The 13,572-nt window shown below is 39.8% G+C and carries 11 protein-coding genes; 5 read left to right on the forward strand and 6 right to left on the reverse strand.

What is annotated here, in order from left to right:
• Positions 1 to 9: 9 nt before the first annotated feature.
• Complete coding sequence (locus tag BFP75_RS02610) at positions 10 to 531, forward strand: DUF4252 domain-containing protein (RefSeq protein ID WP_240531673.1); 522 nt, start codon at positions 10 to 12, stop codon at positions 529 to 531.
• Here the strand turns inward: BFP75_RS02610 and BFP75_RS02615 are convergent.
• Both BFP75_RS02615 and BFP75_RS02620 read right to left on the reverse strand, forming a co-directional pair.
• On the reverse strand, positions 515 to 1,393 hold the full coding sequence (locus BFP75_RS02615) for a DMT family transporter (RefSeq protein WP_240531674.1): 879 nt from the start codon (positions 1,391 to 1,393) through the stop codon (positions 515 to 517). The genes BFP75_RS02610 and BFP75_RS02615 overlap by 17 nt on opposite strands.
• Before the next feature lie 6 nt (positions 1,394 to 1,399).
• Complete coding sequence (locus BFP75_RS02620) at positions 1,400 to 2,944, reverse strand: hypothetical protein (protein WP_099543121.1); 1,545 nt, start codon at positions 2,942 to 2,944, stop codon at positions 1,400 to 1,402.
• 146 nt (positions 2,945 to 3,090) lie between these two features.
• Between BFP75_RS02620 and BFP75_RS02625 the strand changes: the two genes are divergently transcribed.
• Positions 3,091 to 4,263 (forward strand): 2-isopropylmalate synthase, encoded by a 1,173-nt coding sequence (locus BFP75_RS02625; RefSeq protein ID WP_099543122.1) that lies wholly within the window; start codon positions 3,091 to 3,093, stop codon positions 4,261 to 4,263.
• Between the two features lie 2 nt (positions 4,264 to 4,265).
• A complete protein-coding gene (leuB, locus tag BFP75_RS02630; RefSeq protein ID WP_099543123.1) occupies positions 4,266 to 5,384 on the forward strand; it encodes a 3-isopropylmalate dehydrogenase in 1,119 nt (372 codons plus the stop codon).
• A gap of 13 nt (positions 5,385 to 5,397) precedes the next feature.
• On the opposite strand, the gene BFP75_RS02635 is transcribed toward leuB, so the two are convergent.
• On the reverse strand, positions 5,398 to 6,621 hold the full coding sequence (locus BFP75_RS02635) for a peroxiredoxin family protein (protein ID WP_099543124.1): 1,224 nt from the start codon (positions 6,619 to 6,621) through the stop codon (positions 5,398 to 5,400).
• Between the two features lie 125 nt (positions 6,622 to 6,746).
• Between BFP75_RS02635 and pheT the strand changes: the two genes are divergently transcribed.
• A complete protein-coding gene (pheT, locus tag BFP75_RS02640; RefSeq protein WP_099543125.1) occupies positions 6,747 to 9,179 on the forward strand; it encodes a phenylalanine--tRNA ligase subunit beta in 2,433 nt (810 codons plus the stop codon).
• Between the two features lie 3 nt (positions 9,180 to 9,182).
• Here pheT and BFP75_RS02645 read toward each other — a convergent pair whose 3' ends face one another.
• Positions 9,183 to 9,755 (reverse strand): fasciclin domain-containing protein, encoded by a 573-nt coding sequence (locus tag BFP75_RS02645; protein ID WP_099543126.1) that lies wholly within the window; start codon positions 9,753 to 9,755, stop codon positions 9,183 to 9,185.
• A gap of 208 nt (positions 9,756 to 9,963) precedes the next feature.
• On the opposite strand from BFP75_RS02645, the gene BFP75_RS02650 reads away from it, so the two are divergent.
• Complete coding sequence (locus BFP75_RS02650; RefSeq protein WP_099543127.1) at positions 9,964 to 10,689, forward strand: hypothetical protein; 726 nt, start codon at positions 9,964 to 9,966, stop codon at positions 10,687 to 10,689.
• Here the strand turns inward: BFP75_RS02650 and BFP75_RS02655 are convergent.
• Positions 10,686 to 11,819, reverse strand: a complete 1,134-nt coding sequence (locus tag BFP75_RS02655) for a hypothetical protein (protein ID WP_099543128.1) — start codon at positions 11,817 to 11,819, stop codon at positions 10,686 to 10,688. The two genes, BFP75_RS02650 and BFP75_RS02655, sit on opposite strands and share 4 nt — an antisense overlap.
• A 26-nt stretch (positions 11,820 to 11,845) precedes the next feature.
• The gene (locus BFP75_RS02660; RefSeq protein WP_099543129.1) at positions 11,846 to 13,474 is read right to left on the reverse strand and encodes an ABC-F family ATP-binding cassette domain-containing protein; all 1,629 of its coding nucleotides are present in this window, start codon (positions 13,472 to 13,474) and stop codon (positions 11,846 to 11,848) included.
• Between the last annotated feature and the right edge of the window lie 98 nt (positions 13,475 to 13,572).

Here is a 13,572-nt window from a genome sequence, read left to right on the forward strand (position 1 = left end):
ACCATAACCATGTACAAGAAAATCAGTATTCTATTCTGCTTTGCACTATTCTATAATTGTGGTACCTACAATTCCATAGACACGTTTTATAATGCCCATAAAAACGATGCCCAAGTAACGGCGGTAAGGGTACCCCAATTTATGTTGAAATTGATAAGTGGTATTTCCCCAGAAATGCAGTTCCTTATTGGAAACACGAGGGATTTGAGATATATGAAGTTTCCCAGCGCAACCCCCGCTAGAACCCAATTTTTAAATCAGCAAATGAACGGGATTACCGGTAATTCCTTTATTGAGGTTTATAGAAAAAACGACGATTTAAAACGTAATGTGGTATCCATTCGAGAAAAAAGAAACAGTGTCAAGGAAATCCTCATTTATAATAACAATGCGGAAACGGGCTCCTTTCTTTATTTCAATGGGGATTTCGACCCGGTAAAGGTTAGGGAAATGGCGCAGAACAATGAATTTGAAACACTGGGAAATAATGTGATCAAAGAATTTGCCCCTGGTATCAATCCAGAGAATTGACCTCTTGCTTTTTGGAGGCCCGAAAACTTTCGATAACAACGGAACTCAAAATCAAGGCGCCCCCCAACAACGTTGTGCTTTTGGGAATTTCGTCCAAAAACAGCGCTCCCAGGATAATCCCATATACGGGCTGGACACTACTAAGTATGCTTACAGTGGTGATGCTAAAATGTTTGAAGGTCATTAGAAATAGACTATGGCCAATGGCCGTAGTAAGCACTCCCAAGGCCAAAAGTCCTTCCCAATGCCCTATTATCAAAGAAGGGGAAGTGAAGAACAAGGCAGGTGCCATCAATATGGCAATCGTCCCCGTTTGATACACCATAAGGGTAGTTCCCAGGTATTTTTCAACCTTTAATTTTAAGATGATATTTCTAAGCGCATAGGAAAAAGCTGAAATCAACCCCATAAGTATGGCTAGGGTATGCGAATCCCCCAAATAAAAATTGGGGCTAAGAAAGTAAATGCCCAACAGTACCAGCCCACCAAGAAGTAGGTGCATTTTTTGTAGTCTGGATTTCAACAAAATCGGCTCCAAAAAGGCAGTAATGACAGGATAGGTAAATAATGACAACATGCCTATGGCAACATTTGACCATTGAAGCGCATAAAAATAAAAAAGCCAATGGGAGGCCATTAGTACTCCAGTCACGAGTATTAAGGGTATGTCCCCAGTTTTAAGTCTTAACGGTATGTTTCGCCATCTACAAAATAGGTACAGGAAGACAAAGGCAATAATTCCCCGTATCCCAGTAATGAGCGGAACGGGTAAATCCACAAACCTTCCCAAAGGTCCCGAAGTGGCAATAAAAAGCATTGCCAGATTGATTTCCAATAAATGGGAAACATGTGAACGGTTCATCTGGGCTTACCTTGTCTGTTTTAGGGCTTTTTCCCGAATGATTTCGGAAACAGGTTTGTTTTCCAGATGACTTTCCAACCAAGAAATAATATCCAAATAAAGGAATGCCCGCTTTTCGTAGGGATGGTCCTCATACTTTTTAAGTTCCGTATGTAATTTTTCGAACTCGCCCCTTAGTTCATTGGGGTAAATATTACCTAGGTTCCTTAAAAACTTGATCATCTCCTTTTGAACGGCATGCATATCGTTCATCTTAAGTAAAAACTTGTAGGTACTTTTTAATTGGACTTCCAGATGATAATCCATGCCGGCCTCATAATGTGCCACTAAACTCAACACCCTGGCAAAGCACATAAGGTCTTCGCGCATCTTTAGGTTTTTGTTGTTGATGATTTTTTTAAGGTATACAATACATGTTTTATTGTCCCCAATTCCAAAATACAGGCATGCAATCTTGTAGTACAAAACCATCACATGGTGGGCATCTATTCTATCCCTGTGCTTGGTAATGCCATATTCTATAATTTTTACCAGGTACATTCCCTTTTCAAAAGTACCTTCGAGAAAATGAAGATTCAGCTTATTGGCATTTAGGTAAAGAAAGGCCAAGGAGTTGATGTTGTCGTTCTGAGGAAAATCCTTCTCTTGTAAAACTACTTCCATTTTTTGTAGCGTTTCCTTAAATTGGGAACTATACTTTACATAGAACAAGGATTCTAGCAAGTAATGGTTTCCTTTTAGAAAGAAAACTGGGTTTAAATAGATCATTTCCTTGTAATCATAGAAAAGATCCACCCACTTGCTTGCGTATTTGTAGGATGAAAGGAAATCCTGGGTCAAAAAACTATACCATAAATGTGCCTTGTATAACCACAATTTCTCCCTAAAACCAAAGGTTTCAACATCGACTTTGGGTAAATGTTTTGAAAAATATTGCTTTACTTTTTGGAGGTCCTCATCACTACGCACATAGCCAACCTTTAGCATCATGCTGTATAACTGTAAGGATAAGTTGGAAAGCTTACTGGTAATAACGTTTTGGCCCGATAAATCCTTTGCTTGAATGGCAAGTTCATCCGCTCGATCCGGAATACTACGGGTAATGTACTGCGTCTCGATGATTTTTTCAAATTCTACAATTTCATATGCGATGTTCTTCTCCTCATTTTCTATGGCAGTGGATTTTGCTTTGTCCAGAATTTTAAGACTTTGTTTGTACAATCCCTTCTGATATAGAATGGTAGCAAAATCCAATTGTTCCCGTATTTGAACCCTAATGTTTTGGTTGACGGGATTAAGCCGAAGGCTTACAAGAATTTGCTTATACAAATGGGCTTTCAGATTGGAAAGCTGTGCCTTTTTAACTATTCCACTGGAAAGTATTACTTTTTCATCATAACGCTTAATTTTGTCAAGTAGATTGAAAAGTGCCAAAAATTTTGCGTCGGTATTTACACCCAAACGGCCTACATAAAGTTTAAATTGTCGCTTTTCCGATTTTGAAAGCGATTTTACCAAAACGAACAACGCATCTTTATGAGCATTTGTCATCGTAATAATATATGTTTAAATTATTGTAAATCAATATCTTGATATTATCGAAAAGTATATTAACGTTGTAAATGTCATAACAAAATTTGCTTTTTTCGTTATCGGCGTTATATATTCGTTTAACTTGCTAAAACTACATAAATATAATGAGCAAAGATATAGTACAAATTTTTGATACTACACTTAGGGATGGAGAGCAGGTTCCAGGTTGCAAATTGGACATGGAGCAAAAGTTAGTGATAGCTGAAAGGTTGGATGAACTTGGTGTAAATATAATAGAGGCAGGGTTTCCAATTTCTAGTCCGGGTGATTTCAAATCTGTAGAAAGTATTGCAAAATTAGTCAAGAACGCTACGGTCTGTGGTCTTACCAGGGCGGTCAAAAAAGATATTGAAGTTGCCGCGGAAGCCCTTAAATATGCTAAAAAACCAAGGATACATACGGGAATAGGCACTTCGGATTCCCACATAAAACATAAATTTAATTCCAATAGGGATGCCATAATTGAAAGAGCGGTCGAGGCCGTTAGCTATGCAAAGAAATTTGTGGAGGATGTGGAGTTTTATGCCGAGGATGCCGGGAGAACGGACAATGAATTCTTGGCAAGGGTCTGCGAAGCGGTTATTAAGGCCGGGGCTACAGTGCTAAATATTCCAGATACCACGGGATATTGCCTTCCGGAGGAATATGGTGCCAAAATGAAATATTTAAAGGAAAACGTAAAAGGTATAGATAAAGCCATTCTTTCCTGCCATTGCCACAACGATCTTGGTTTGGCCACCGCCAATTCCATAGCTGGGGTAATCAATGGCGCCCGACAAATTGAGTGTACTATCAATGGAATTGGGGAACGTGCAGGAAACACTTCTTTGGAGGAGGTCGTTATGATCATGAGGCAGCACCCAAGCCTAAACTTGGACACCACCATCAATAGCCAATTGCTTTATGATACCAGTAAAATGGTTTCAAACAAAATGGGAATGGTGGTCCAACCCAATAAGGCCATTGTTGGAGCCAACGCCTTTGCCCATAGCTCAGGAATTCACCAAGACGGCGTTATAAAAAACAGGGAAACCTATGAAATTATTGACCCTGCGGAGGTTGGTGTTACGGAATCTTCCATTGTTCTGACCGCTAGAAGTGGCAGGGCCGCCCTAGCCTATCGTGCTAAGCTTGTAGGTTACGAACTGACCAAAACCCAATTGGATAAGGTATATGACCAATTCCTAAATTTTGCGGATAGGAAAAAGGAAATTCTTGATGCCGATATCCATGAAATTATCGAGGCAAGCAACGTAAACCTTCAAAGTATACCGTAAGCATGCATTTGGAAATAGCTGTACTGGGAGGCGATGGTATTGGCCCGGAAGTCGTAGCCCAATCCCTTAAGTGTCTACGCTCCGTTGAAGAAACTTTTGGCCATAGCTTCAAATTTAAAAAAGCGCTTATAGGTGCTGAAGCCATTGATAAAAAGGGCACACCTCTCCCGAAGGACACCTTAAAGCTCTGCAAGCATTCAGATGCCATCTTGTTTGGAGCCATAGGTATGCCAAAATATGATGGCAATCCAGAATCTAAAATTTGGCCAGAACAAGGGCTATTGAAGATTCGAAAGGAATTAGATCTTTTTGCGAATATTAGACCGGTGAAAGTATTTCCCGCGTTAATAAAGCAATCCCCTTTGAACAAAAAGCTGATTAAAGATACGGACCTTGTCATCTACAGGGAATTGTCCGGAGGGATTTACTATGGAAACAAATCAATGGATTCAGGTACCAATATCGCTACTGATACCTGTTCTTATTCCGAGGATGAAATCAGTAGAATAACCCATTTAGCGTTTAAAGCGGCCAAAAATAGACGAAAGAAGGTTACTTTGGTAGATAAGGCCAACGTACTTGAAACTTCCCGTTTGTGGAGAAGGGTGGTCACTTCCATTGCAAAGAGTTATCCTGAAATTGAACTGGAAACACTTTTTATCGACAACGCGGCAGTCCAAATGATTCTCAATCCCTCACAGTTTGACGTAATACTTACGGACAATATGTTTGGGGATATTTTATCCGATCAAGGAAGTGTCCTTGCAGGTTCCATTGGCTTACTTCCCTCTGCTTCCGTGGGGGCCGAACATGCCATGTTCGAACCTATTCATGGCTCCTATCCAGATGCCAAGGATAAGAACATAGCGAATCCTGTAGCAGCCATTCTAAGTGCAGGTATGTTGTTACAGCACTTTAAGCTCAATGAAGAGGCCGATGCATTGGTAGCCGCGGTATTAAAATCCTTCTCTAAAAAAATCGTTACCCCAGATATTATGGGAAGCAGTAAATACGGCACCAATTATGTGGGGGACTTTATTGCGGACAATATTATGGAAATGGAAGATAACTTCAACATGAACGATGAGAATATTGACTTGGGCAAGTCTACCATCATTTAATTCAAAACCTGATTTATTCGGTCAATAATTCTTGTAGAAAGCTGTTGAATTCCTTTTTGAATTCCTCGTATTTGTTCCCCGTTGCGGGACCATTGAATCCCGTGTGTATTTTTCGCACCCCCCCTTTTTTATCCACGAAAATGGTTGTTGGATATGATAGTACGTGGTTCAACATAGGCAATTTCTGCTGGGCCTTTTCTTTATCATAGCTTCCGTATTGTGCCAATAAGATTGGGTAGGATATGCCAATTCTATCCTTAAGCCGCTGAATACTTTGCAAAGCGCGTTCTTTCGTTTTCGCCTGTTCAAAGGCGAGTGCGATAATTGCCAAATCTTCATTTTTATGATTTTCCAAATAGTCCACAAGGAATTTGGACTCATCCAAACAGTTTGGGCACCAAGAACCCATGAGTTGGACAATGACGACCTTATTTTGGAAGGAAGGATCGGATAGGGATACCATTTCTCCCACTAAGTTTGGAAAAGAGAAGTCGAATTTATCATATCCCTCTTTTATAAACGTCAGGGAATCAGGACTCGGTAGTTCATAAAGTTCGTTTCGCATGGCAACAAAGGGTTCCTTGAAATGATTTCCGGAATAAAAGGTTCCGTTCATGGAACTGTCAGTAACCTTTGCCTGGAACAGGAAGGCGTGCGCTCCATCAAAGGCGGATATCTTTAAGGAATCCTTATCCATGACCCCTTCCAAATATCGATAGTCCCCTGTGGTCGTTCTAAAGGTTCCTGAAACGATTCCATCCTTTTGGGTGAAAATCCCCTTACCCATATAACTATCCTCGGTTCCTGGACTGAATTCGGTTTCCCAAATACCGCTAACATTTGTAAGGCTAGTCTCTACATTGGAAAATCGTTGTTCAAGGCCAAAATCGGCTTCAAAGGGAACCATTCTTTCCAAACTCTCTATCACAAATACGCCTTGCATCGATTCATTGGTCAGCTTGGCGGTAATGTACCCCTCAAATACTGGTGCCTTGATCAGTATGGAGTCTCCTTGAATGGTAATTTCATCTACCAATATAGTTTCCTCCCCGTTTAATATTTTTATGTGGTGCGTGTCACCTCCGATCCTTTTCAATTCAAAATTAAACGGCAATATTTGATTATCCTTCACCGTCAGTCTGGCTTGCCAGATACCTTCTTTGGGCTGGGTCGTTTTGTCTTTTGGTGCACAAGCAAAAAACAGCAACATTAAAATGGGAATAAAGGCTTTTCTCATAATTTCTGGATTCTTATACGAATTAACAACTTAAAATTTTCATTTTAAAATAAAGGAGAAAACAAACAGACCGCTGTTGAATGTCTTGGGGCATTGTTTTATCTTTGGCTGCTTAAAATAGACTGATGAAAATTTCTTACAACTGGCTTAAACAGTTTATCAATATAGATTGGAGCTCCCAAAAAACGGGAGAGCTTTTAACCGATTTAGGACTGGAAGTTGAGGGTATTGAACCTTTTGAATCCGTGAAGGGAGGACTGAAAGGTGTTGTTGTTGGACATGTACTTAGCTGTGAACAACATCCCAATGCAGACCGGCTAAAGGTTACCACGGTCGATTTGGGTAACGGATCTCCAGTACAAATCGTGTGTGGAGCCCCCAATGTAGCAAAGGGACAAAAAGTGCCCGTAGCTACTATTGGTACTACGCTCTATACCAAGGAAGGAGAAGCTTGGAAGATAAAGAAAGGGAAGATTCGGGACGAAGAAAGCCATGGAATGATTTGTGCCGAGGACGAATTGGGACTTGGTGAGAGTCATGATGGTATAATGGTTTTGGACGACAGCTTAAAACCGGGCACTCTTGTATCTGAGTTGTTCAACGTAGAGCGGGATGAGGTTTTTGAGATAGGGCTTACGCCAAACAGGGCAGATGCCATGAGTCATTTTGGGGTGGCAAGAGATCTTAAGGCAGGGTTGAAGCAAAAAGAAATCAACAAGGAATTGATTACACCTCCCGTAAGCCATTTTAATGTTTCCAACAGATCTCTAAGAATTGATGTTGATGTAAAGAACAATAGCTTGGCACCTAGATATTGTGGTGTCACCATCAGCAATATTATTGTGCAACCCTCACCAGATTGGCTTAAAAATAGGATAAGGGCCATTGGTCTAACGCCCAAGAACAATGTAGTGGACGCTACCAACTATGTATTACACGAATTGGGTCAACCCTTACATGCTTTTGATGCCAATAAAATCAAAGGAGGGAAAATAGAGGTGAAAACCTTGCCAAAGGGAACAAAATTCACAACTCTAGATGGTGTTGAGAGGGAATTGCACGAGGAGGACCTTATGATTTGCGATGCCGAAAAGCCCATGTGTATTGCAGGGGTTTTTGGTGGAATACATTCCGGTGTCACGGAACACACCACCGCAATATTTTTGGAAAGTGCCTATTTTAATCCGGTATCCATTAGAAAAACTGCTAAAAGGCACGGACTTAATACTGATGCTTCCTTTAGGTTCGAAAGAGGTATTGACATCGAAAATGTGGAGTATAGTCTTAAGCGTGCCGCGTTGTTGATCAAGGAAATATCGGGTGGCGATATCACCTCTGACATTGTGGATCTTTATCCCAAGAAGCATAAGGATTTTGAAGTTTTTCTGGTTTTCGAAAAAATTAATAAGTTAATTGGCCAAAATATACCACAGGATACCATAAAGTCGATTTTGACCTCTTTGGATATTAAGGTAAGGAATGTCACGGAGGCCGGTATGGGACTTACGGTTCCTTCCTATCGGGTAGATGTACAACGACAAGTAGATGTTATTGAAGAAATTCTACGAGTCTATGGCTATAACAATATTAACTACAGTGAAAAGTTAAATGCATCGGTAGCATCCACAAGTCCCTTTGAAGATTATAAAATCCAACAGATCATTGGTGACTTGTTGGCATCCAAGGGGTATTTTGAAACACTTACCAATAGTTTGACCTCCCCAACCTTCGACAAGCTTTTGGAAGGGGAAATAAAGACCAAAAAACATGTTACCATTCTGAACCCATTAAGTGGGGAACTTTCGGTTTTAAGAAAATCATCCCTATTTACTGCTTTGGAATCGGCTTGTTTCAATATAAATAGGAAACGCCAGAACTTGAAGTTGTTCGAGTTTGGTAAAACCTATTATGAAGAAAATGACAACCGTATTGAAGAAAAATACCTTGGCGTCTTGTTGAGCGGGGAAGCCAACGAGAATACTTGGACAGAACCCTCCAAAGGCACGGATTTCTTTCAATTAAAATCCATGGTGGATACCATATTGGAACGTTTGGGAATTTTTGGCATTACTAGTGTACCGGATGAATCCCTATTATTTTCGGAAGGTATATCCTATAAAAAAAATGGAGGGGATGTATTGGTCTCCTTTGGAATTGTAAAAAAGGATATCGCCAAACACTTTGACATTAAACAACAGGTTTTCTATGCCGATTTTAAATGGGACGTTATTTTAAACAGTTTGAACAAAAACGGGATTATTTTCAAGGAAATTTCCAAATACCCTGAAGTTAAAAGGGATTTCGCCCTATTGTTGGACAATGCCATCACCTTCAAGGAAGTCTATGATCTAGGTTTTAGGACGGAGCGAAAATTATTGACGCACATAAATTTATTCGATGTGTACCAGGGCAAGAACCTACCGGAGGGTAAAAAATCATACGCCGTAAGCTTTACACTAAAAGATAGTAATGGTACCTTGACGGACACGCAAATCGACAAAATTATGTCGAAACTCCAAAGTAGCTACGAAAAGGAATTGCAGGCAGAACTTAGATAGCGGTTAAAACAAGCTGAGAGGGAAAAATACACTGTCTATTTCATGTATTACCCCATTGAGCTGCTCTGAATCGGCATTTACAATTTTTGCCTGATTCCCTTTAGGGTCTGTAAGTACGATATCGATGCCGTTCATGGTAGCGGTAATTTTTTCGCCCAAAATGGTAGTAAAGGAAGCTTCCCCATTACCACGGCACATAGCCCTTAACATTTTGCTGGCAGAGATATTTCCCGCAATAATATGATAGGACATAATGGCCTTTAACTTCTCTTTATTATCGGGATTTATCAGCCATTCATTCGTAACTTCAGATAGTTTCTCAAAGGCCGCATTGGAGGGTGCCAAGACCGTAAATTGGCCATCATAGTCCAAAAGGCAATCCAAATCAGAAGCTTTTAATATAGATAGCAGCATGCTGTGGCTTTCCGTCTTTTCCGTACTATGTAATATGGAATTTAGTTTTGGACTTACACTGGATATCAAGTTGTCATGCGATTCTGATTGGGACTTTTGAGCGGTGCAGAAAAGTGTAAAGAGCAGTACGGCGAAAGACACGGGGGATGTCCAATTTTTCATATTCAAGGTTCTTTGGTTTGGGGCAAATGTCGTTAATCGATGAATGGTCATCATTCCCTGACAAGATACAATCTTGACGTTAATTGAATCCTATATAAAATATGACAAATATTATATTTAACAAATATTTAACAAATAACTAAATTTACAAGTTTTCCATAAAATTTATTTATTGTCTAACTTTGAAAGAGTTGCTAAAAAAGAAAATATGCTATTTAAAAAAACAAATCTCCTGGAAAAGTTACACTTGGAAAAGGAAAGACACCTAACAAATGGTGAGAATGTGCTTGAAGAAGTACGAAATATTTTTGCCGAGCTCGATAAAAATTATTCTAGAATCGATAAAAATCTTGCGGAGTCATCCAGAAACTCCAGGGTAAATATATTTGATTTTGACAAACTGGATTCTGAACGAATTTTTCATGTAGATCAAATTAAAAAGGTCTGTATCGATTACCGGCTTAGATTTTTGGATACCAAATACTTTAAGAGCGAAATTCCTGCAGAGGCCTTCTCCAAAATTGTAGATCTGGAGAAGAAGCATGATATCGAATTAAAAGGGTTTAAAATTATTGCACCCTCCAAGCTTTTTAAGTTGGAAGATAAGGACGACCCAATTTTGTTCGCCCCTATGGGCAACGGATATTATTATTTGATTCACAAATGGGGCAAGGATTTACATCCGTTAAGGAAACTAATGATGTGGCCTTTTAAGAATGTAGGTAACCTTATTTTTGTAATCGTTTTGCTAAGCTATTTGACAACATTGCTAATTCCCAACGGACTATTTTCAAAATCGAGTTCCATAGCACAATTTGGTATTCTATTTTTCTTTATTTTCAAAAGTATAGTAGCAGTTACCATATTCTATGGCTTTGCCTTGGGCAAAAATTTTAATCCTGCTATTTGGAACAGCAAATATTACAACGCTTAGTTCGGTTTTGGAACTATAATCGCTATTGGGATACCATCCATTTCTACAGCATCTATATATGCAAAATCTGGTGATGGGGTCAATCGTAATATCCCTCCAGAATCGCTGTCACGTTTCTTGTACCCTACTAGAATGAATCGGTTCTCTTCGTCATACCCTATGGCCGTTGCGGATTGTATATTTAGTTCCGATTTCAATTCCGTCTCGGATAAAAAGTTTTCGAAATAGTACAACGTAGCCAAATTGGATTGAAAATCGTACACAGCGGGAATTTCAACATTTGATTCGTCCTCTGTACCCAATATATAGTACATTTTTCCTCTGGAGTCAAAAATGGTATAGGTGGCTGAATAGAGACTTGGACGGAGCGTTTCTCCATATTGGGTGTAAACTTCCTCAAAAGACATACTGTTTAACGTGGTGTGAAGTTCCGGGTAGCTTATGACGATATTACCCTCTGGATTCTTAAAAATTTTCTTTGCATTAAATCCTATAAGTTTCTCATAAATTATTGATTGCCCATCAATATCAATAACACTTATCCCATTTTCATCCGTTATTTCTTCATCATGTGTAAGCACAAATAGTCTACCGTTACTTGGAACAACAGAAATAGGTTTTAGGTTTAATTCTACATCCATAGGACTTTCAACATCGGTTATATTGATGATCCTAATATAATGGGAATCGGCTTTGCCCACTTCACTTTTAATAAAGCTTAGGAAAACATGGGTATTATCGTTTGCGATGGCCGTAATATTTAAGTCACATGCATTTGGATTCAAAAAGGTTTCTATCAATTCATACGTACCGCTATCAAAGTCGAACCTTAAAATCCGTCCCTTACAGTCCGATGTGACTTCAAAAAAACTAAATGAATTTCCATCGGCATACGAAATATTCGTAGTAGGAAATGGAGGGAAATCTAAATCATTGGATTTTGCAACCATTCCATTCTCTGAGGTCTGGAGACTTTGGGTGGTCAAAACCCCGTTTTGATCCATCAAAAGTGTATAATCTGCTTCAATAGATACAGGGGTCTCATTCTCTTGGGTATCCGTGTCGGATTTACTGCATGCGGCCAAGAAAGCCATCAGCAATATGCCGACCTTGTAGGTGTAGGTCTTCATGATGTATGGATTTGGGTTATACTTCCTTACGCAGGAACAGCATACATCTTGCCCCTCTGTTCCTTTAATGCTTTATCGGACATATATTCATCAAACGTGGAATATCTGTCAATGTTGCCTTTGGGTGTCAATTCTATGATCCTATTGGCCACGGTCTGCGCAAACTCGTGATCATGGGTAGTAAAGAGTACCGTCCCCTTAAAATTCTTTAGGGAATTATTGAATGCCGTGATACTTTCCAGATCTAAATGGTTCGTAGGTTCGTCCAACATAAGTACATTGGCACGTAACATCATCATCCTACTTAACATACACCTAACTTTTTCACCCCCGGAAAGTACGGTACACTTTTTTAGGGCCTCTTCGCCGCTGAACAGCATTTTGCCCAAAAAGCCCCTAATGTAGACCTCTTCACGCTCTTCCTCGGTCTTTGCCCATTGTCTTAACCAATCCACGAGGTTTATATCTTGGGTAAAAAAACTGGAATTGTCCGCGGGTAAATAAGATTGCGTGGTAGTGACTCCCCAATTGTAATTACCGTCATCCGCTTTTTTATTTCCGTTGATGATTTCGTAAAAGGCAGTGGTTGCCCTGGAATCCCTTGAAATAACGGCTATTTTGTCTCCTTTTGCCAGATTGATGTTTATATTGTCAAACAACAGTTCACCTTCCTCTGTGGTGGATTTTAGCCGTTCGACATTCAGTATCTGGTCACCGGCCTCACGTTCCCTCTCAAAAATAATTGCAGGGTATCTTCTACTTGATGGTTTAATATCATCAACTTTAAGTTTGGATAGCATTTTCTTTCTTGAAGTTGCCTGTTTGCTCTTTGCAACGTTCGCACTGAAACGCATAATAAATTCTTGCAATTCCTTTGCCTTCTCCTCTGCCTTCTTATTTTGTTGCGCCCTTTGTCTTGCAGCAAGTTGGCTACTTTCATACCAGAAGGTGTAGTTACCTGAATACAGGTTCAATTTACCAAAATCAATATCCCCAATGTGCGTACATACCGTATCCAGGAAGTGGCGGTCATGCGAAACTACGATGACCGTATTTTCATAATCGGCCAAAAAGTTCTCCAGCCAATTGATGGTTTCGTAATCCAAATCGTTGGTAGGCTCATCCATTATCAATACATCCGGGGAACCAAAAAGTGCTTGGGCCAAAAGGACCCTTACCTTTAGTTTGGAATCCAAATCTGACATCAAAGTATAGTGCAGCTCCTCACCAATGCCCAAGTTGGACAACAGGGCGGCCGCGTCACTATCTGCATTCCACCCATTCATTTCTTCGAATTGCACTTGCAACTCCCCTATCCTATCGGCATTTTCATCATTGTAATCGGCATACAACGCATCAATTTCTTTTTTTATATCGTAGAGTGGCTTATTGCCTTTGACCACGGTTTCCAGAACGGTGTATTCGTCTGAAGCATTATGGTCCTGCTCCAAAATGGACATTCTTTTACCAGGCTCCAGATGTACATGGCCGGATGTAGGGTCCATCTGTCCCGATAATATTTTTAAAAAGGTAGATTTCCCTGCCCCGTTGGCCCCAATTATCCCATAGCAGTTGCCTTCCGTAAAGGTCACATTTACTTCATCAAACAAAACCCTTTTGCCAAATTGTACTGATAGATTGGATACTGATAACATAGCGCTCATTTTAAAAATCCGTGCAAAAATACTGAATTTAATAGGCGAAAACCAACAAACATTGAACATCATCCAAGATTATGTTCCATATAACCTAA

The sequence above is a fragment of the Maribacter sp. 4G9 genome, from assembly GCF_002742265.1.
In the GTDB taxonomy this organism is placed as follows: Bacteria; Bacteroidota; Bacteroidia; order Flavobacteriales; family Flavobacteriaceae; genus Maribacter.